The sequence below is a fragment of the Kitasatospora sp. NPDC001095 genome (genome assembly GCF_053598615.1).
Genome location: NZ_JBSFKQ010000003.1, coordinates 285,904 through 303,873 on the forward strand (window position 1 = coordinate 285,904; position 17,970 = coordinate 303,873).

Here is a 17,970-nt window from a genome sequence, read left to right on the forward strand (position 1 = left end):
GCTCCGCGACCTGGACGATGACGATGAGGAGTGGCACCGGTGAGGTTCTTCGTCGGTGCGATCCTCGTAGCCCTGCTCGCCATCGCCACCGTCGCCCTCGGCGCCATCGCGACCCTCGACATCCCCCGCCCCGAGGACCGCGACGACCAACGCTGAACCACGCGAAGGCCTCGCCCACCCCGGGCGAGGCCTCGCAGGCGCTCGTGCGCCCTGCGCGGTTGTGTGACGTTCCCAAGTATCAATCCAGGTAGGCCAAGGCACCCGCTACCAGCGAACGCGCCGCTGCGCCCCGCACTGCCCCCTGCGAGAGCCGGTCAAAGGCGCGGGCATACAGGTCGACCTGGCTGGGCTGTGTGAGTGTCGAAGCAGCGTCCAGGGTGTCCGCGTGGACCCTGGCGTTATCGAAGATCGTGAACGTAGGCATGGGCCACACGGTCCGTTGTCCTGCGAATGGGATGATACCCACGGCGACGTTGGAAAGATCCATGACTCCGAGAAGGTGGCCGAGTTGCGCCGCCATGGTCTCCGCGCTGCACACGCGGTACCGCAAGACGGACTCCTCCAGTACGAAGGAGAACCGTCGAGCGGCATTGCTCAGCACTGCGTTGCGCTTCATGCGGGCGGCTACGGCATCGCTCACGTCGTTCGGGGTTCCCCGGAAGTCCGCGATGGACGACAGCAGGGCGGCGGCGTATCTGGGCGTCTGAAGGAATCCCGGGATCACGTCGGAGACATAGGCCCGGAACATCTTGGTCTGCTGGTACAGGTCCCCGGTGGACTCCTGTAGGCGACGTAGCCCGCTCCGCTGGAGTCGCCTCCACTGCACATGTGCGTCGGCGGACTGTCGGTTGGCGGCGATCAAGTCCAGGACTTGATCGTCGGCGTCGCAACCTTGACACCACGCCCTGATGTCGGCGTCGGAGGGAGGTGTCTTGGCGTTCTCGATCCGGGATGACTTCGATTCCGACCAGCCGCACCTGACGGCCAACTCCCGCCCGCTGATCCCTGCGTCCTTCCGAATCTCGCTCAGCCGACTGGCAAGGGCTTCGCGAGCCTTCTGAACGCTCTCGGAGGGGTGCGCGGACATGGAGCTGGCTTTCGTCAGATTTCGTACAGGTGGTGCGGGATCGCGCGCTCCCAGACTGCTTCGAACGCAGTGGCGCACAGCTTCACGGTTTCCGAGTCTTCCGTGATCTCGTCTTCGACCACCGCGCCGTCGCCGGAGAAGTGGTGCACCCGAAGCAGCGCACCATCGAACAGCCAGAAATCGTTCCCCGGCAGGGGGATGTTCGTGGCCCGTCGCCGTGGTAGCCAGCGGACATCCTCACCCGCCGTGACATTGGCGTGGGTGACGTAGTGCTCCCACCGGATGTACTCGGAAACGGGCTCGGAGACGATGCGGGCTCGACGGATGACCACACCCCGAGCCACGGTGTCCGTGATCAACTGGTCGTAGGGATGCCACCAGGACTCGTGATCCTCCCAGTTGATCCGCTCGCCGCGCTGCCATGCCTCGAACCGCTCCGTCGGGGCGTATGAGTCCCGCAGCTCCAGATGGACGGCGGATCGCTGGCACTGTTCAAGCAGTTCAGCGAAGTTGGGCACGCTCGATGGCATCACATGCCTCCCTGATCATGGGCACCATCCGGGCCGGAAGCCTGACAATGGACTCATTGTCGGGCACCGATCCGTTCGCGGGGCTGCTCCCCTCGCATTCCGCCTGAGTCTCGGGGCGCGGGTTCCACCCCTGGAAGAGGATCTCCTGAGCCTCCGGGTCCACCCACACGGTCGGGCAGTGGTCCCGATCGGTGTTGGGGTCGATGCCAACGAACTCTACGGCCATGGCCGGCTCCCTGGTCTAGGCGCTTGCTCGGGCTTGCACAAGCTTGTCTGAGCAGCGGATGTGCAGTCAACATGGCTATCTGGACGAGTAATTGGCGTGCAAGCTCATGCAAGTTCGTAGAGATGGATGCCTCATCCTCCGTAGCCTCGCCAGTATCGGTGAGCAGGTGGCGGGGGGACCTACGGCGAGTCCATCGGATCACGGCTTGCATGCTCATTGAATGCGACGTGAAGCCCGCCCTGTCGAGTGCCAGTTCGCCCCGTCCGACGGCCCACCCGCTCACGCAGCTGATGCGGGTCACCGACCTCCACAAGTTCCTCCCCTCCCGGGGAGGTTGCTCCATCCATCCAGTGAAGGGAGATCGCAATGTCCGTGATCACCAGCGACGCCGAGAGCACCGAGGCGACCGAGGTCGTGACGCTCGACGAGAGCGCCGCGGACGCCATCCGGGGCAACGTCCGGGCGTTCCTGGGCGAGGACAACACCTCGATGATGGGCGGCTGGACCAACTGACGGTCGGTCTGAGCGTCTGAAGTATTCGCGCGCCCGGTCCCACCTCAATTGGGGCCGGGCGCGTGGTTCCCAAGCATTCCAGCAAAGGAGTGTACGTCCATGCGATTCCTCAACATCCACCACGCCCGTGAGACGATCGGCCGACTCGTGAGCGCGGTCAACGAGCAGCCCCCGCCGACCGCAGTGGCCCTACCGGCTGCATACCGGAGCGTTGTCTCCGCCCTCCGCCCTCTGCCGGTCGAGGGCGAGGGCATCACGCTGTCCTTCGAGGACAGCGAGTGGGGTAGCTACCTGATCGAGAATAGGACCTTCGAGAACATCTTCGAGGGCTTGGAGAGCACTTCGGCCGACCTGAGGGAGCGGTGGAAGCGCGATCTCTCCTCAGCGCTCCTGGACACCAGGGGCCTCGTCCCTGACCTCGGGGCGCTCGTGGATCTGGTGGTCACCGACGTCGTGATGTTCAGCTCGACCAACAAGGGCGGCGGCACCGGTTCGACGCTTCCGGGCCTGGTCAGCATGAGCCCCGGGGACGAGTGGCGGCCCCACGACTACGCCGAGTCCCTGGTACACGAAACCGTGCACCTGAACGTCTTCCTGGCGGACATGGTGTACCGCCTCTACACGAGGCCGGCCAAGGAACTGGAGGCCGACGAGCACCGGGTCGTGTCCGCGGTGAAGTTCGGGCAGATGCGCCCGCTCGACAAGGCGTTCCACAGCGCGGTGGTGGCGCCGCCCCTCATGCTCATGCAGCACCTGAGGGGTGAGACCGAGTTGGTGGACAAGTTCCGTCACTCGATCCGCGAGTGCACGGACGGCCTGCTCGGCAAACTGGACCTGTTCACGCCGTACGGCCAGGGGATGGTGCGCGAGCTCGCGGCCTTCGCCGAGACGATCGACTTCGACCTAGTCATCCGGTCGATCTCGGGCCAGGAGTTCGCGCACTACGAGCTGCCTGTCGCCGCTTAGGGCTCGAACAGGATGCCGGCCTCCCTGGCGAGACTCAGGGCCAGCTCCATGGATCCTGGGCCTCGCACAGTGGCGCCCTTGAGGTGTGCGGCGCCTCCGACGTCGACCAGTGTGCAGTTGTCGAAGCTGACACCGGACTGAATGGCGACGTTGGCGAACTGTGCTCCGGTGAGGTCGCACTTCTCAAACCGGATGTCGCGGAGTTCGGCGAACTGGAAGTCAGCACGGGAGAGATTGCAGTCCCTGAAGACCACCGTCTTGAACTTCGCGTAGCGGAACAGCGTGCTGTCCGTCCGGGTTCCCTCGACAAGCACATCGCGGAAGTTGCCGTTGCTCCAGGACGACCCGGTGAGCCGGCAGCCGGTCACCGTGCTGCGAAGGATGGATACGTCCTGCGTTCGCACCGTGGCGAAGTCACAGGTCTCGAAGGTGATGTGAGCAAGCACCGACCGGACCAGGTGCATCCCGGTGAATCGGACGTTCTCAAAGGCGCATTGCTCGACTTCGACCGCTTCGCCCGCTCGGCCGACGAGGCTCAGCCCGCTGTAGCGCCGACCCCTGATCGTGGCGTCGTCCCCAAGGTCGTGGCCGGGCAATTCGGCAGGTCGCAGCGCCACCTGAAATCGCGGAGCCAGGGGGTTCTTCAGGCGAGGCATTGCCTGATTCATGAAGTGCACCTCACAGCATTCGTTGGGGCGGAGGAAGCGAACGCTAGCACTCAACTAGCTTATCAAAAAAGGCAGTTGAAACTACAGGCGCGTTGAAGTCCTGTGGCTATTTGGGCTTCCGAAAACCCAAAGACCACGCATCGTTCCGTCGCTTCGCCCCGTCGAGCCAAGCCGGCTCGACGGGGCGAAGTGGAGCGGTGAGCCCCCAGTGGCAGTTACGGCGAAGAGCGCTGCGGGTCGCCCCTCCGAAGGTCTGCATGCAGGAGAGACGGCGCTCACGGGAGCAGGAAGTCGGCCTGCCCGACTTCCTGCGCAGGCAGCCCGCCATACCTCCTCACGTAGGCCTGAAGTGAGCGTGGTCCCCACTAATCGGCGGCTCCTTACTCCCCGCAAGGAGCCGCCGGGGACGCCCGCCCGGTTCCTCAGCCCTGGCCGCAAGGTGGGCCGAGTTGCTCTGCGAGGCCGTGATCATTAGTCCAGGACGGGAATAGTGCCCGAACCGTGTGGACAGGCCACGTGCCCCTTCCCTACGGTTTCGCCCAGGCGGTCCAACCGAGGCCGAGCTGAAGGGGGTTGGCCATGGCTCACCAGCGGCTCACCGGCGCCGGCGCCGGCGACTGCAAGGACGGAGACTGCCCGAACGTCTACCTCACGGACCGGGGCACTCTCGTCTTCCAGGGGGACCCGTACGCAGAGCTGGCGGTACCGGCACACGAAGGCGCCGTGGAACTGCCCGAGCACGTCGTAAAGGAGGCCATCCGTGCTCTTGGATGGTGAGGACTGGCAGAGGGTTCTACACGGCTTCTCGCGGTCGGCGTTCCGGCTTGAGACCCTGCCCGCGTACAAGGTCGCGGGAGAGGCCGAAGAGATCGAGGAATTCCTGAACGGGTATCGGATCGACCCCGATACCTACACGTCCGGCTGGACTGACAGGCTCAGGGCGCATGCCGCAGCCGGTCGCACGGTTCAGCGTGTGCACATCGTTACCCGGCCGCTGAGCGACTATCTGCGGTACGAGTTCATGTACTACGCGCCGCATGCCAAGGCCGGCGAGGACATCCGCATTCTCGACCTGACCGACAGGTCGAACCCAGGCCTTCCGGACCAGGACTTCTGGGCCTTCGATGACTCAACTGTGGTCCTGATGAACTACGAGCCCAACGGGACGCAGATCAACCGCGTGCTTGTCGAGGGTGAGGTCGAGAAGTACCGGGAATGGCGGCGGATCGCCGTGGCCGAGTCCGTGCCGTTCATGGACTACGTGAAAGAACACGGGTGGCAATAGACCCCGGGCTCATCATCGCGGCGATGATCAGCGGCGATTTGTTCGGTCTTTCGAGCTGGCTCGACCAGCGGCACGGTCCCGAGGCTTTCCGTCGCACCTTCCGCTCACCGGCCTACTCGGGGTCCGATCCCGATGAGTGGACGACGACGGCGAGTCGTGCGTGACCGTTCGCGAGGTGCCCGTTGCTGAAGGCCCTGGCCACGGACAGGTCGGCCCGGTTGCCTGGCGCAGGAAGTCGGCTGGGCCGACTTCCTGCGCGTTCAGGTGCTTCTGCGCGGCGACCGGATCATGCCATGCCCAACGACCGCCGCAGGAAGTGCAGTTCGTGCCACAGCAGGTTCTCCACCACCGCCTCGTCCGTCGGCCGGTGGCCGGTGGCGCGCAGCGGGAGGACCTCGTGCGGGCGGCCGGCGGCGAGCAGGGCGGCGGACAGCCGCAGGGTGTGGGCCGGGTGGACGTTGTCGTCGGCGAGCCCCTGGATCAGCAGCAGTGGGCGGCTGAGCTTCGGTGCCTCGGCGATCAGCGAGCCGCTGTCGTAGTGCTCGGGGTGCTCGTCGGGGTGGCCGAGGAAGCGCTCCTGCCAGTGGGTGTCGTAGAACCGCCAGTCGGTGGGGGCGGCCCCGGCGCTGGCGGCGTGAAAGACGTCCGGGCGGCGCAGCACCGCGAGGGCCGCGAGGTAGCCGCCGTAGGACCAGCCGCGGATGCCGACCCGGCCGAGGTCGAGCAGTCCGGGCCGCAGCCGGTCGGCCGCCCGCAGGCCGTCGATCTGGTCCGCCAGCGGGAGCGTGGCCTTGTCCCCGTAGACGGCCTTCTCCCAGCGCGGCCCGCGTCCGGGGGTGCCGCGGCCGTCCACGACCAGCACCGCGAAGCCCTGGTCGGCGAACCACTGGGAGACCTGGTCCCACCAGAGTCCGCCGGTGGTGACCTTCTGCAGGGCGGGCCCGCCGTACGGGTCGAGCAGGACGGGCAGCGGGCCGTCGCCGGGGCGGTGGCCGGCGGGCAGGAAGAGCGCGGCGCGCAGTTCGCGCGGGCCGAGCCGGAGCAGTTCGGGTGCCGCGGTGCGGACCGGCGGCTCGGCGCGGGAGGCGAGCGGGAGCGCCGGGCGGCCCTCGCGCAGGACGGTGGAGCGGCCGCCGGGGTGGCCCGGGGAGCGGGTGGTGAGCACCAGCGTGCCGCCGCGCCGCACCCCGGTGTGCAGGCCGGGGCCGTCGCTCAGCCGCCGGGGGCCGGTGTCCGGCCGGTACGTCCACAGGTGGGTCTCGGTGGGCTCGTCGGAGGCGGTGAACAGCACCTGCTCGCCGTCCGTGCCGAGTACGGCGCGCAACTGGAGCCCGGGCGGGGTGACCGGCTCGCCGTCGACGGTCAGGTGCCGGGTGTCGCCCAGGTCGGCGGTGTCCACCAGGGCGCCGCCCGCGGTGCGGGCCGGCAGGCCGGGGAGCAGTTCGATCCAGTGCGGGTCCCGCCGTTCGTCCAGCACCCGGGTGGCGCCGTTCGGTCCGATCGCCAGGGTGCGGACGGTGCGCTGGTCGCGGCTCTGCACGGCGGCGTACGGGCCGTGGGCGTCCCAGCCGGCGGCGGTGAGGTACTCGAAGGCGGCGCGGTCCCAGCGGACCTCGGTGTCCGTGCCGTCGAGGCCGAGCAGCCGCAGCGAGACCTCGGCGTTGGCGGTGCCGGCCAGCGGGTAGCGGACGGCGAGCGGTGGGTGGTGCGGGTCGGAGGGGTCGGCGAGGAAGAGGCGGGTGAGCGGGCGGTCGTCGACCCGGGTGGCCAGCAGTGCGGTGCCGTCGGGGGACCACCAGTGGCCGCGGTCGCGGTACATCTCCGCGGCGGCGACGTACTCGGCGAGCCCGTAGGCGACGTCCTCGGCCTCGGGTTCGGCGAGCGGGCGGTCGTCCGTGCCGTCGGCGCCGACCACCCGCAGGGCGCCGCCGAGGACGTAGGCGATCCGGCGGCCGGTCGGGTCGAGCCTGGGGTCCCGCGGCGGGCCGGGCACGGGGACGGCGCGGACGGTGCCGTCGGCGGTGTCGGCCAGCCACAGGGCGCCGGCCAGGGCGAAGGCGGCGAGCGTCCCGGCGGCGTCGGTGCTGTACGCGGCGATGCCCTCGTCGGCGCCGAGGGCGGCCGGGTCGGCGACCAGCCGTTCCGCGCCGGTGGCGGTGTCCAGGGCCCAGAGGCAGGCGAGCGGGTCGGTGCCGGTCCGGCCGCGCAGGAAGAGCACGGTGGTGCCGTCCGGCGAGGGCTCCGGCTGGACGGGGACGCCGAGGGTGAACCGCCGGGTGCGGGCCAGCTGACGGGGTAAGGAGGGGGTCGTCATGCCGGGCACCATAGGCACGGCCGCCGGGGCCCTGTCGAGCCTCCGACGTCCGAGCACCCGACGCCCGAGCACCCGACGCCCGGGCACCCGAGGTCCGAGCACCCGATGCCCGGGCGCCGGGCCGGAAAAGACGACCGGGGCCGCCGTGGATCTCAGGAATCCACGGCGGCCCCGGAGTCGTGAGCCGGAGGCGGGTCGGTCAGTGCACGTCGCCCATGAGGGCCTGGACCCGCTTGCGGTACCCGAAGATGGCGAGTCCGGCGAGGACCGCGAGCGACGCCTGCATCGCGATGATGCCGGTGCCGTCGAGGCTGATGCCGGCCAGCGAGAGCAGGCTGGTGGTGCAGTCACCGGCGGTGACGGCGAGGAACCAGACGCCCATCATCTGGGAGGCGTACTTCTGCGGCGCCATCTTGGTGGTGACCGAGAGGCCGACCGGGGAGAGGCACAGCTCGCCGATGGTCTGGATCAGGTAGATCGAGACCAGCCACAGCGGCGAGACCATGGTGCCGTTGTCCGCCATGGTCATCGGGACGATGAAGATGAAGAACGAGGCGCCGACCAGGAGCAGGCCGATCGAGAACTTCACGATCGTGTTCGGCTCCTTGTCGCGGCGGGAGAGCCACAGCCACAGCCAGGCGAACACCGGCGCGAGCGCCATCACGAACAGCGGGTTCAGCGACTGGTACCAGGTGGCCGAGAAGCCGAAGCCGAACAGGTTGTCCGCGGTCTTCTTGTCCGCGAACAGGGAGAGGGTCGAACCGCCCTGGTCGTAGATCATCCAGAAGATGGCGGCCGCGGCGAAGAACCAGATGTAGGCGGACATCTTGGACTGCTCGCCGGCGCTCAGGCTCTTGTCGCGCTTGATCCGGATCAGCACGGTGATCGGGATGAGCAGACCGGCCAGGGTCAGCGGGACGAGGGCCCAGTTCAGCGTGTAGACGCCCATCGCGACGATGGCGGCGTAGAACACGGCCGCGCCGACGACCGTGAGGCCGGCCTTCACCAGCAGGCTGTTGCGCTCCGCGGGCTGCAGCGGGTTGGGGACCTTGCTGCTCGTGGGGCTCAGGTGGCGGCTGCCCAGCAGGAACTGCACCAGGCCGACGGCCATGCCGACGGCGGCCAGCCCGAAGCCCAGGTGCCAGTTGTACTCCTTGCCGATCGTCCCGATGACGAACGGGGCGACGAAGGCACCGAGGTTGATGCTCATGTAGAAGACCGTGAAGCCACCGTCGCGGCGCGGGTCCTCGGGGCCGTTGTAGAGCTGGCCGACCATCGTGGAGATGTTGGCCTTCAGCAGCCCGGAGCCGAGCGCGACCATGAGCAGGCCGAGGAAGAACGCGGCCTGGCCGGGGATCGCCAGCGCGATGTGGCCGGACATGATCACGAACCCGGCGATGGCGACCGTCTTGCGGGCGCCCCAGACCCGGTCACCGAACCAGCCGCCGGGGTAGGCCATGAGGTAGACCATCGAGACGTAGACGGAGTAGATCGCCGTCGCCGTCGTCGCCGTCATGGCGAGGCCGCCGCCCTGGCTGCCCACGGCGGCGTCGGCGCCACCGGAGACCAGGTAGTAGATCAGCAGGGCGCGCATGCCGTAGTAGGAGAAGCGCTCCCACATCTCGGTCATGAACAGGGTGGCGAGACCTCGGGGGTGACCGAGGAAGGTCTTGCCGCTGGGAGATGCCGACGTCTTGTCGGCGTCCAGGGTCTTCGACGCCATGAGTAGTTGTTCCTTGCCTGACAGCGTCCGCCTAGGGGGGTGGCGGCGGACGTGGACGAAACCACTCTACGTGGCGACATTTGGCTTTATCAGATGACAAAAGCCTTGAATCAGATGTGGGAATGGCCATGTTGGCAACAGATCTTCCCGATCTATCGATGGTAGATGGGCGTGTCTTCCTTCGGATTCAAGATGCAGGCAAGGATTCTTCGCTGAACGGCCGGTCCGCCCTGGCGTGTTGGGCGTGATCAAGGACTTGTATAACGATCACGCTCTGTGAACTACCTCACAGGGCGTACGGCCTTACCCGGGCGGACTACCATCACCACATGACCTGTGTGCTGCTCGCCGAGGACGATCCGGCGATCTCCGAACCGCTCGCCCGGGCCCTGCGACGCGAGGGCTATGAGGTGCTCGTCCGCGAGGACGGTCCGACCGCACTGTCCGCCGGCCTCACCGAGGAGGTCGACCTCGTCGTCCTGGACCTCGGCCTGCCCGAGATGGACGGCCTGGAGGTCTGCCGTCGCCTGCGCGCCGACGGCAAGAGCTGCCCCGTCCTGGTGCTCACCGCCCGCGCCGACGAGGTGGACACCGTGGTCGGCCTGGACGCCGGCGCCGACGACTACGTCACCAAGCCCTTCCGCCTGGCCGAACTGCTCGCCCGCGTCCGGGCCCTGCTCCGCCGCGGCAACGTCGACCAGCTCACCACCGGCGCGCACGGGGTGAAGATCGACATCGAGTCCCACCGGGCCTGGCTCGGCGACGAGGAACTCACCCTCTCCGCCAAGGAGTTCGAGCTCCTGCGGGTCCTGGTCCGGGACGCCGGCCGGGTGGTCACCCGCGAGGAGATCATGCGGCAGGTCTGGGACACCACCTGGTGGACCTCCACCAAGACGCTGGACATGCACATCTCCTGGCTCCGCAAGAAGCTCGGCGACGACGCGGCGAACCCGCGCTACATCGCCACCGTGCGCGGAGTCGGGTTCCGGTTCGAGAAGAATTAGCGCCTGACGACATCGGGCCCCAGCGGGCCCTCGGCCCGCGGCAGCGGAACACCTCGGGGAGCGGCAGCGTGAAACGCCGGATGATCAACTCGCTGCTGGGCGTCGTCCTGGTGGTGGTCGTGGTGTTCTGCGTGCCGATCGCCCTGGTCGAGAAGCGGACCATCGTCAACTCGGCCCAGGACCGGGTGGACGCGGCCGCCGTCCGGGTGCTCGCCCTGGTCGAGAGCCGGCTCGCCGCGGGGGAGCCGGTCACCGGGCGGGCCTTCGAGAGCCAGGTCACCGAGGGCAGCTACGTCGAGGTGCAGGTGCCCGGTCAGCCGGTGGTCTCCGCGGGCGAGCGCCCGGCCGGGAACCACCTGCTGAAGGCCGTCGAGCGCGGCAACAGCGGCGAGACCGTCACCGTCGAGCAGTCCCGCGAGGACGTCGACCACGAGATCGCCAACAACCTGCTGCTGCTCGGCGTGGTCGCCCTGCTGGCCGTCCAGGCCGCGGTGGCGCTCGCCGTCTGGCAGGCCAAGCGGCTCGCCCGGCCGCTCACCGACCTCGCCGAGACCGCCGAGCGGCTCGGCTCCGGCGACCCGCGCCCGCGCGACCGCCGCTACGGGGTGCCCGAACTCGACCGGGTCGCCGAGGTGCTGGACACCAGCGCCGAGCGGATCGCCCGGATGCTCACCGCCGAGCGTCGGCTCGCCGCCGACGCCTCGCACCAGCTGCGCACCCCGCTCACCGCGCTCTCCATGCGGCTGGAGGAGATCACCGCCCTCGCCGAGGAGCCGGAGACGGTCAAGGAGGAGGCGACCATCGCCCTCCAGCAGGTCGAGCGGCTCACCGACGTGGTCCAGCGGCTGCTCACCACCCAGCGCGACCCGCGCAGCCCCACCGCCGTCGCCTTCGACCTCGACGAGGTGATCAAGCAGCAGGTGGAGGAGTGGGGCCCGACGCTGCGGGAACAGAGCCGGGTGCTCTCCCTGGAGGGGCTGCACGGGGTCACCGCGGTCGGCACCCCGGGGACGGTGGCCCAGGTGCTGGCCACCCTGATCGAGAACTCGCTGATGCACGGCGCCGGGACGATCACCCTGCGGGTACGGCCGTCCGGCACCTCGGTGGTGGTCGAGGTCCAGGACCAGGGCGCGGGAGTGCCGCCGGACCTCGGCAACCGGGTGTTCGAACGCGCGGTCAGCGGGCGCAACTCCACCGGCATCGGGCTGGCCGTCGCCCGCGACCTCGCGGAGGCGGACGGCGGGCGGCTCGAACTGCTCTCGCTGAAGCCGCCGGTGTTCGCGCTCTTCCTCGGGCGCAGCCACGAGGACTGACGACGAGGGCTGGCCACGAGGGCCGGCGGGGAGGGGAGGGGCGGCTACTCGGCCTGGGCGTAGCGGATCCGCTCGGTGGCCAGCATCAGCTCGGCCTGGGCGGCCAGCTCCCGGCCGTCGGCGGTGACCTCCTGCTCGGTCTCCGGCAGTGCCTTGAAGACCCACGTCCGGTAGGAGAAGAACCGGAAGGTGGTGCCGGCGATCAGACCGATCACGTTCTTGGCGATCAGCTGGCTGGTGGGCGAGTGGTAGCCGAGCACGTGCACGGAGAAGGCGTTGATGCCGTTCTCGATCAGCATGCCGATGCCGCTGAAGATCAGGAAGAGGGTGATCTCGCGCTTGCGCGAGGCCGCGTCCCGGTCGCGGTAGAGCCAGTAGCGGTAGCCGAGGTAGTTGGTGCCGATCGCCACGCTGGTGGCGATGTAGCCCGAGAAGGAGTTGATCGGACCGGTCGTCTTGAGGCAGACCCAGAAGACCCCGGCGTTGACGATCACGCCGGTCACGCCGACTATGGCGAACTTCACCACCTCACCCCTGAGCCCACGCAGTTTCTGCATGAGCGAGGGGTTCGAAGCTGCGGTCGTCGCCATACCGGGTGGCCTCCATGTACCTGCGGGGAAAAGCGGTGTCCCACTGGGCCGGGGACACCCCTTGAGCCCTGCGTGCACGCACATGATCCGACCGCGCGGACGAGGACCTGGCCGTTCAGGCTACCCGCTTCCATCGAACGGCTCAGCCGTCCGGGGTGGGGGTTGACATCTACGCGCGTCCGCTCCGGAGGCCCCACCGGCGGCTCCACCGCGCCCGACCGGCCCGGATATCCTGGGCCGCGTGACTTCCCCGGGCAATGTGAATTTTCCAGTGGTGGGCATGATCGGTGGCGGGCAGCTGGCCCGCATGGCACACCAGGCGGGCATCCCGCTCGGGGTCAGGTTCAAACTCCTCGCCGACACGCCCCAGGACTCCGCCGCGCAGGTGGTCTCCGACGTCGTCCTCGGTGACTACCGCGACCTCGACACCCTGCGCGCCTTCGCCGCCGGCTGCGACGTGATCACCTTCGACCACGAGCACGTCCCCACCGAGCACCTACGGGCCCTGGAGGCCGACGGCATCGCCGTCCGCCCCGGCCCGGACGCCCTGGTCAACGCCCAGGACAAGGGCGTGATGCGGGCCAAGCTGGACTCCATCGACGTGCCCTGCCCCCGGCACCGCATCGTCGCCGACCCGGCCGACGTCACCGCCTTCGCGAACGAGGGCTCCGGCTACCCCGTCGTCCTGAAGACCGTCCGCGGCGGCTACGACGGCAAGGGCGTCTGGGTCGTCGACGACGAGGAGCAGGCGCAGGCCCCGTTCCTGGCCGGCGTCGCGGTGCTGGCCGAGGAGAAGGTCGACTTCGTCCGCGAGCTGGCCGCCAACGTGGTCCGCTCGCCCAGTGGCCAGGCCGTCGCCTACCCGGTGGTGGAGAGCGTCCAGGAGAACGGCGTCTGCGCCGAGGTCACCGCCCCCGCGCCGGACCTCGACCCGGCCCTGTCCGACGAGGCCCAGCAGCTCGCCCTGCGGATCGCCGGCGACCTCGGCATCGTCGGCCACCTCGCCGTCGAGCTGTTCCAGACCCGGGACGGCCGCATCCTGGTCAACGAGCTGGCCATGCGCCCGCACAACTCCGGGCACTGGACCCAGGACGGCGCCGTCACCTCGCAGTTCGAGAACCACCTGCGGGCCGTCCTCGACCTCCCGCTCGGCGACCCCCGCCCGCGCGCCAGGTGGACCGTCATGGTCAACGTCCTCGGCGGCGACTACCCCGACATGTACCACCCCTTCCTGCACTGCATGGCCCGCGACCCCGGGCTGCGGATCCACATGTACGGGAAGGACGTGAAGCCCGGCCGCAAGGTCGGCCACGTCAACGTCTTCGGGGACGACCTCGAAGACGTCCGCGAGCGCGCCCGCCACGCGGCCGCCTACCTGCGAGGAACGATCACCGAATGACCTCTCCGCTCATTGGCATCGTGATGGGCTCGGACTCCGACTGGCCGGTCATGGAGGCCGCCGCCCAGGCGCTCGACGAGTTCGAGGTCCCCTACGAGGTGGACGTCGTCTCCGCCCACCGGATGCCCCGCGAGATGGTCGCGTACGGCGAGCGGGCCCACGAGCGCGGACTGAAGGCGATCATCGCCGGCGCCGGCGGCGCGGCCCACCTGCCGGGCATGCTCGCCTCCGTCACCCCGCTGCCGGTCATCGGCGTGCCGGTGCCGCTGCGCTACCTGGACGGCATGGACAGCCTGCTGTCGATCGTCCAGATGCCGGCCGGCGTTCCGGTGGCGACCGTCTCGGTGGCCGGCGCGCGCAACGCCGGCCTGCTCGCGGTGCGGATGCTCGCCGCCTTCGACCCCGAGCTCACCGAGAAGATGACCGACTTCCAGGCCGAGCTGAACAACCAGGCCACCGAGAAGGGCGCCAAGCTGCGCGCCAAGGTGGCCGGTTCCTCCTCCTTCGGATTCGGCAAGTAATCCCGCCGGTGGGGGTGGGGTAGAACAGCCCGTATGACTTCTCGGACGGACTCCTCCCCCACCCCGCTCGACCGCGCCCGCGCCCTGCTGCGCACCGTCCCCGTGGTGGACGGCCACAACGACCTCCCCTGGGCGATGCGCGAGCAGGCAGGGTACGACCTCGGCGCGCTCGACCTCGCCGCCGACCAGAGCGACCGCCTGCACACCGACCTCGCCCGCCTCGCGGAGGGCGGGGTCGGCGCGCAGTTCTGGTCCGTCTACGTCCCCTCCTCGCTGGCCGGCGACCACGCGGTGAGCGCCACCCTGGAGCAGGTCGACTTCGTCCACGCCCTGGTCGAGCGCTACCCGGACCGGCTGCGCCTGGCCCGTACCGCCGCCGACATGGAGGCCGCCCGCGCCGAGGGCCGGATCGCCTCCCTGATGGGCGCCGAGGGCGGCCACTCCATCGACTGCTCGCTGGCCACCCTGCGCGCCCTGTACGAACTGGGCGTGCGGTACCTGACGCTCACCCACAACGACAACGTGCCGTGGGCGGACTCCGCGACCGACAAGCCCGTGGCCGGCGGGCTGACCCGGTTCGGCGAGGAGGTCGTCCGGGAGATGAACCGGCTCGGCATGCTGGTCGACCTCTCGCACGTCTCCGCCGACACCATGCGCGACGCCCTGCGGGTCACCGAGGCGCCCGTCGTCTTCTCGCACTCCTCCTCGCGCGCGGTCTGCGACCACCCGCGCAACATCCCGGACGACGTGCTCGCCCAGCTGCCCGCCAACGGCGGCGTGGCGATGGCGACCTTCGTGCCGAAGTTCATCCTGCCCGCCGCCATCGAGTGGACCCGGGAGGCCGACGAGAACATGCGCGCCCACGGCTTCCACCCGCTGGACACCACCCCGCCGGCCATGGAGCGCCAGCGCGCCTTCGAGGCCGCCAACCCGCGCCCGATCGCCACCCCGGCCACCGTCGCCGACCACCTCGACCACATGCGCGAGGTGGCCGGCATCGACCACATCGGCATCGGCGGCGACTTCGACGGCACCGCCTTCCTGCCCGACGGCCTGGACTCGGTGGCCGGCTACCCCAACCTGGTCGCCGAACTCCTCGACCGCCGCTGGTCGGAGGCCGACCTGGCCAAGCTCACCTGGCACAACGCCGTCCGCGTCCTGCGCGACGCCGAGTCGGTGGCCGCCCGGCTGCGCGCCGAGCGGCGCCCGTCCATCGCCACCATCGCGCGGCTGGACGGCTGAGCCTCAGCCCAGCCGCGGGATCTCGACGGCCGGGCACCGGTCCGTCACCACGGCCGGCCCGGCGTCCCTGGTCCGCTGGTGCGGATCCCGGTCGGGAATGGCCGGGATCGCGGTGGCGCTGGGGTGAGGTGAGTTCTCGGCTCTCGGCTGCGAGGAGGCAGGGCATGTACGGCGACCCGGAGACGGTTCGGAGGATCCTGACCGAGGCAGGGGACACCTGGGCCGTCGTGGGCCTCTCGTCCAACCGGCGACGAGCGGCCTACGGCGTCGCCGAGGTGCTCCAGCGCTTCGGCAAGCGGATCGTGCCCGTGCACCCGAAGGCTGAGACGGTGCACGGCGAGAAGGGGTACGCGTCCCTGGCGGACATCCCCTTCGAGGTGGACGTGGTGGATGTGTTCGTCCGGTCCGACCTCGCTGGTGAGGTCGCGGACCAGGCGGCTGCGATCGGCGCCAAGGCCGTCTGGTTCCAGCTCGGTGTGACCGACGAAGCCGCGTACGAGCGGACCCGGGCTTCGGGGCTCTCGATGGTGATGGACAAATGCCCCGCCATCGAGATTCCCCGCCTCGGCCGGGCCGGTCGCTTCGGGTAGAGCCCGGGAACGCGGAGGGGCGCTCAGCTCGGGCGGCCCAGGGCGCGGTAGGTCCAGCCGGCGGCGCGCCAGGCGTCGGCGTCCAGGACGTTGCGGCCGTCGAGCAGGCGGCGCTCGGCGACCACGGAGCCGAGGGTGGCCGGATCCAGCTCGCGGAACTCGGACCACTCGGTGAGGTGGAGGACGACGTGGGCGCCCTCGGCGGCCTCCAGGGCGGAGTGGGCGTAGGTGAGGGACGGGAACATCTTGCGGGCGTTGTCCACGGCCTTCGGGTCGTAGACGGTGACCTGGGCGCCCTGGAGCTGGATCTGGGCGGCCACGTTGAGGGCGGGGGAGTCCCGGATGTCGTCCGAGTTGGGCTTGAAGGCGGCGCCGAGGACGGCGACCCGGCGGCCCAGGAAGCCGCCGCCGCACTGCTCGCGGGCCAGCTCCACCATCCGGGAGCGGCGCCGCATGTTGATCGAGTCGACCTCGCGCAGGAAGGTCAGAGCCTGGTCGGCGCCGAGCTCGCCGGCCCGGGCCATGAACGCGCGGATGTCCTTCGGCAGGCAGCCGCCGCCGAAGCCGAGGCCGGAGTTGAGGAACTTGCCGCCGATCCGCTCGTCGTAGGCGAGCGCCTTGCTGAGCTGGGTGACGTCCGCGCCGGCCGCCTCGCAGACCTCGGCCATCGCGTTGATGAAGGAGATCTTGGTGGCCAGGAAGGAGTTGGCGGCCGCCTTGACCAGTTCCGCCGTCGCGAAGTCGGTGATCATGAACGGCACCCCGGCCGCGATCGGCTCCGCGTACACCTCGCGCAGCAGCCGCTCGGCCCGCTCGCTCTGGGCGCCGACCACGATCCGGTCCGGCCGCAGGGTGTCCTGCACGGCGAAGCCCTCGCGCAGGAATTCCGGGTTCCAGGCGAGTTCGGCGCCCTCGCCGACCGGTGCCAGCGCGGCCAGCCGCTCGGCCAGCCGGGCCGCCGAGCCGACCGGGACGGTGGACTTGCCGACCACCAGGGCGGGGCGGGTCAGGTGCGGCGCGAGCTCGTCGATCGCGGTGTCGACGTACGACATGTCGGCCGCGAACTCGCCCTTGCGCTGAGGGGTGTTGACGCAGACGAAGTGCACGTCGCCGAACTCGGCGGCCTCCTGGGCGGAGGTGGTGAAGCGCAGTCGTCCGGTCGAACCCTCGTGCCCGGCCACGTGCTTGAGCAGCAGTTCGGACAGCCCGGGCTCGTACATCGGGACGCGGCCCGCGGTCAGCATGGCGATCTTGTCCGGGTCGATGTCCAGACCCAACACCTCGAAGCCGAACTCGGCCATCGCGGCGGCGTGCGTGGCGCCGAGGTAGCCGGTGCCGATCACGGAGATGCGGAGGGTCACGGGTTCTCCTTGGATGCGGACGCGACCAGTACAGATGCCCTGATGCTATCCGTCCGCGGGGAGCTCACACGGATCACCTGCACGGCTGGGACGCTAGGCAGCCGCAGGCCCGCGCCCTAGGATCTCTACTGAACGGTAGTTAACCGCGGATTCGACTCGCACCGGGCGTCGATCGGACCTCGCTCGGGCGTTGGTCACTGAACGACGAGGCAGGCATCATGGCGGGCAGCGCAGGGGCGGCTGACTTCGATCTCTTCCGGATCTCCGAGGAGCACGAGATGCTCCGTGAGGCGGTGCGTTCGCTGGCCGAGGCGAAGATCGCTCCGTTCGCGGCGGAGGTGGACGAGCAGGGGCGGTTCCCGCAGGAGGCGTTGGACGCGTTGCAGGGCAGTGACCTGCACGCGGTGCACGTGCCGGAGGAGTACGGGGGTGCGGGGGCGGACGCGCTGGCGACGGTGATCGTGATCGAGGAGGTGGCGCGGGTGTGTGCGTCGTCCTCGTTGATCCCGGCGGTGAACAAGCTGGGGTCGCTGCCGGTGCAGTTGTCGGGTTCGGAGGAGCTGAAGGCGCGGTACCTGGGGGCGTTGGCGCGTGGTGAGGGGATGTTCTCGTACTGCCTGTCGGAGCCGGAGGCGGGT

19 protein-coding genes are annotated in these 17,970 nt (G+C 69.6%); 11 read left to right on the forward strand and 8 right to left on the reverse strand.

Going from position 1 to position 17,970, the window contains the following annotated elements; all coding sequences use genetic code 11:
- Positions 1-238: 238 nt before the first annotated feature.
- From ACWDBB_RS05320 to ACWDBB_RS05330, 3 genes are read right to left on the reverse strand one after another with little or no spacing between them, the layout of a single operon-like run.
- Positions 239-1,087 (reverse strand): helix-turn-helix domain-containing protein, encoded by an 849-nt coding sequence (locus ACWDBB_RS05320; RefSeq protein WP_449788277.1) that lies wholly within the window; start codon positions 1,085-1,087, stop codon positions 239-241.
- Between the two features lie 14 nt (positions 1,088-1,101).
- Positions 1,102-1,617 carry a DUF6879 family protein gene (locus ACWDBB_RS05325; protein ID WP_449788278.1) on the reverse strand — a complete coding sequence of 172 codons (516 nt, stop codon included), beginning with the start codon at positions 1,615-1,617 and terminating at the stop codon, positions 1,102-1,104.
- A complete protein-coding gene (locus ACWDBB_RS05330; protein ID WP_449788279.1) occupies positions 1,589-1,843 on the reverse strand; it encodes a hypothetical protein in 255 nt (84 codons plus the stop codon). Before ACWDBB_RS05330 ends, ACWDBB_RS05325 begins: the two co-directional genes overlap by 29 nt.
- A gap of 366 nt (positions 1,844-2,209) precedes the next feature.
- On the opposite strand from ACWDBB_RS05330, the gene ACWDBB_RS05335 reads away from it, so the two are divergent.
- Together ACWDBB_RS05335 and ACWDBB_RS05340 are read left to right on the forward strand one after the other, a co-directional pair.
- Positions 2,210-2,356 carry a hypothetical protein gene (locus tag ACWDBB_RS05335; RefSeq protein ID WP_449788280.1) on the forward strand — a complete coding sequence of 49 codons (147 nt, stop codon included), beginning with the start codon at positions 2,210-2,212 and terminating at the stop codon, positions 2,354-2,356.
- A 99-nt stretch (positions 2,357-2,455) separates the two neighbouring features.
- On the forward strand, positions 2,456-3,322 hold the full coding sequence (locus ACWDBB_RS05340; protein WP_449788281.1) for an aKG-HExxH-type peptide beta-hydroxylase: 867 nt from the start codon (positions 2,456-2,458) through the stop codon (positions 3,320-3,322).
- Here ACWDBB_RS05340 and ACWDBB_RS05345 read toward each other — a convergent pair.
- Positions 3,319-3,990: a pentapeptide repeat-containing protein gene (locus tag ACWDBB_RS05345; RefSeq protein ID WP_449788282.1), complete on the reverse strand. Its 672-nt coding sequence runs from the start codon at positions 3,988-3,990 to the stop codon at positions 3,319-3,321. The two genes, ACWDBB_RS05340 and ACWDBB_RS05345, sit on opposite strands and share 4 nt — an antisense overlap.
- Positions 3,991-4,569: 579 nt before the next feature.
- Between ACWDBB_RS05345 and ACWDBB_RS05350 the strand changes: the two genes are divergently transcribed.
- A complete protein-coding gene (locus tag ACWDBB_RS05350) occupies positions 4,570-4,767 on the forward strand; it encodes a hypothetical protein (protein ID WP_449788283.1) in 198 nt (65 codons plus the stop codon).
- Positions 4,751-5,275 (forward strand): DUF6879 family protein, encoded by a 525-nt coding sequence (locus tag ACWDBB_RS05355; RefSeq protein WP_449788284.1) that lies wholly within the window; start codon positions 4,751-4,753, stop codon positions 5,273-5,275. The genes ACWDBB_RS05350 and ACWDBB_RS05355 overlap by 17 nt, the downstream gene beginning before the upstream one ends.
- A 286-nt stretch (positions 5,276-5,561) precedes the next feature.
- On the opposite strand, the gene ACWDBB_RS05360 is transcribed toward ACWDBB_RS05355, so the two are convergent.
- Complete coding sequence (locus ACWDBB_RS05360; protein WP_449788285.1) at positions 5,562-7,589, reverse strand: prolyl oligopeptidase family serine peptidase; 2,028 nt, start codon at positions 7,587-7,589, stop codon at positions 5,562-5,564.
- A gap of 199 nt (positions 7,590-7,788) precedes the next feature.
- Entirely contained in the window at positions 7,789-9,312 is a 1,524-nt protein-coding gene (locus ACWDBB_RS05365; RefSeq protein ID WP_449788286.1) for a peptide MFS transporter, read from the reverse strand.
- A gap of 329 nt (positions 9,313-9,641) precedes the next feature.
- Between ACWDBB_RS05365 and ACWDBB_RS05370 the strand changes: the two genes are divergently transcribed.
- Both ACWDBB_RS05370 and ACWDBB_RS05375 read left to right on the forward strand, forming a co-directional pair.
- Positions 9,642-10,316 (forward strand): response regulator transcription factor, encoded by a 675-nt coding sequence (locus ACWDBB_RS05370; protein WP_392867016.1) that lies wholly within the window; start codon positions 9,642-9,644, stop codon positions 10,314-10,316.
- A gap of 68 nt (positions 10,317-10,384) precedes the next feature.
- Entirely contained in the window at positions 10,385-11,629 is a 1,245-nt protein-coding gene (locus ACWDBB_RS05375) for an ATP-binding protein (protein WP_449788287.1), read from the forward strand.
- A 44-nt stretch (positions 11,630-11,673) separates the two neighbouring features.
- Here the strand turns inward: ACWDBB_RS05375 and ACWDBB_RS05380 are convergent, their stop codons facing one another.
- On the reverse strand, positions 11,674-12,153 hold the full coding sequence (locus tag ACWDBB_RS05380; protein ID WP_449788288.1) for a GtrA family protein: 480 nt from the start codon (positions 12,151-12,153) through the stop codon (positions 11,674-11,676).
- Positions 12,154-12,478: 325 nt separating this feature from the next.
- Between ACWDBB_RS05380 and ACWDBB_RS05385 the strand changes: the two genes are divergently transcribed.
- From ACWDBB_RS05385 to ACWDBB_RS05400, 4 genes are all read left to right on the forward strand, one after another.
- On the forward strand, positions 12,479-13,618 hold the full coding sequence (locus ACWDBB_RS05385; protein ID WP_392867009.1) for a 5-(carboxyamino)imidazole ribonucleotide synthase: 1,140 nt from the start codon (positions 12,479-12,481) through the stop codon (positions 13,616-13,618).
- Positions 13,615-14,139 carry a 5-(carboxyamino)imidazole ribonucleotide mutase gene (gene purE, locus ACWDBB_RS05390; RefSeq protein WP_402410232.1) on the forward strand — a complete coding sequence of 175 codons (525 nt, stop codon included), beginning with the start codon at positions 13,615-13,617 and terminating at the stop codon, positions 14,137-14,139. Before ACWDBB_RS05385 ends, purE begins: the two co-directional genes overlap by 4 nt.
- A gap of 33 nt (positions 14,140-14,172) precedes the next feature.
- Positions 14,173-15,381 (forward strand): dipeptidase, encoded by a 1,209-nt coding sequence (locus tag ACWDBB_RS05395; protein ID WP_449788289.1) that lies wholly within the window; start codon positions 14,173-14,175, stop codon positions 15,379-15,381.
- A gap of 164 nt (positions 15,382-15,545) precedes the next feature.
- Entirely contained in the window at positions 15,546-15,971 is a 426-nt protein-coding gene (locus tag ACWDBB_RS05400; RefSeq protein WP_449788290.1) for a CoA-binding protein, read from the forward strand.
- A gap of 23 nt (positions 15,972-15,994) precedes the next feature.
- On the opposite strand, the gene ACWDBB_RS05405 is transcribed toward ACWDBB_RS05400, so the two are convergent.
- Positions 15,995-17,332 carry a UDP-glucose dehydrogenase family protein gene (locus ACWDBB_RS05405; protein ID WP_449788291.1) on the reverse strand — a complete coding sequence of 446 codons (1,338 nt, stop codon included), beginning with the start codon at positions 17,330-17,332 and terminating at the stop codon, positions 15,995-15,997.
- A 218-nt stretch (positions 17,333-17,550) separates the two neighbouring features.
- Here ACWDBB_RS05405 and ACWDBB_RS05410 point away from each other — a divergent pair.
- Positions 17,551-17,970 (forward strand): acyl-CoA dehydrogenase family protein (locus ACWDBB_RS05410; RefSeq protein WP_449788292.1); only part of this gene is annotated, 420 nt, incomplete at its 3' end.

Coding starts and splice junctions, on each gene's coding strand:
- ACWDBB_RS05335 (WP_449788280.1), top strand. CDS start 2,210: ATGTCCGTGATCACCAGCGACGCCGAGAGCACCGAGGCGACCGAGGTC.
- ACWDBB_RS05340 (WP_449788281.1), top strand. CDS start 2,456: ATGCGATTCCTCAACATCCACCACGCCCGTGAGACGATCGGCCGACTC.
- ACWDBB_RS05325 (WP_449788278.1), bottom strand. CDS start 1,617: ATGCCATCGAGCGTGCCCAACTTCGCTGAACTGCTTGAACAGTGCCAG.
- ACWDBB_RS05400 (WP_449788290.1), top strand. CDS start 15,546: ATGTACGGCGACCCGGAGACGGTTCGGAGGATCCTGACCGAGGCAGGG.
- purE (WP_402410232.1), top strand. CDS start 13,615: ATGACCTCTCCGCTCATTGGCATCGTGATGGGCTCGGACTCCGACTGG.
- ACWDBB_RS05320 (WP_449788277.1), bottom strand. CDS start 1,087: ATGTCCGCGCACCCCTCCGAGAGCGTTCAGAAGGCTCGCGAAGCCCTT.
- ACWDBB_RS05370 (WP_392867016.1), top strand. CDS start 9,642: ATGACCTGTGTGCTGCTCGCCGAGGACGATCCGGCGATCTCCGAACCG.
- ACWDBB_RS05330 (WP_449788279.1), bottom strand. CDS start 1,843: ATGGCCGTAGAGTTCGTTGGCATCGACCCCAACACCGATCGGGACCAC.
- ACWDBB_RS05395 (WP_449788289.1), top strand. CDS start 14,173: ATGACTTCTCGGACGGACTCCTCCCCCACCCCGCTCGACCGCGCCCGC.
- ACWDBB_RS05365 (WP_449788286.1), bottom strand. CDS start 9,312: ATGGCGTCGAAGACCCTGGACGCCGACAAGACGTCGGCATCTCCCAGC.
- ACWDBB_RS05345 (WP_449788282.1), bottom strand. CDS start 3,990: ATGAATCAGGCAATGCCTCGCCTGAAGAACCCCCTGGCTCCGCGATTT.
- ACWDBB_RS05350 (WP_449788283.1), top strand. CDS start 4,570: ATGGCTCACCAGCGGCTCACCGGCGCCGGCGCCGGCGACTGCAAGGAC.
- ACWDBB_RS05360 (WP_449788285.1), bottom strand. CDS start 7,589: ATGACGACCCCCTCCTTACCCCGTCAGCTGGCCCGCACCCGGCGGTTC.